Below are 368 nucleotides of genomic sequence, written 5' to 3'. Positions count from 1 at the left end.
CTTTTGCGACTTCAGAATCCGATTTTTCTGCCCAGGTACGGATCTCTCTTTTCAGGGTATGATTCAAAGTCGAGAACTTATTTTGGAAAATCAGCAGGCTCTGTTTAAAGATTATGATTTGAATAGGCTCTTAAAGAGGCTTTTCACGGTGCTTAAGCTAATGGATCTGGAAAATGTTCAAAAGCAATTTCACCGGTTTTTTGATAAAAAAGACTCTTTATAGTTATTCTTGTCCTTCTGAGAATGCTATTTTGGATCAAAATTTCAGGTCATAAAGGAGAGGATGGATCGGGAGTATCTAATCCAAAAGGGGCAGAACCACATTGCCCAGAATGGGGAGGCGCAGGCGTTTAGGGAGGGCCGTAATC

Source organism: Bartonella sp. MR168JLCBS (assembly GCF_042194175.1).
Note: the sequence above shows the minus strand (reverse complement) of the source record.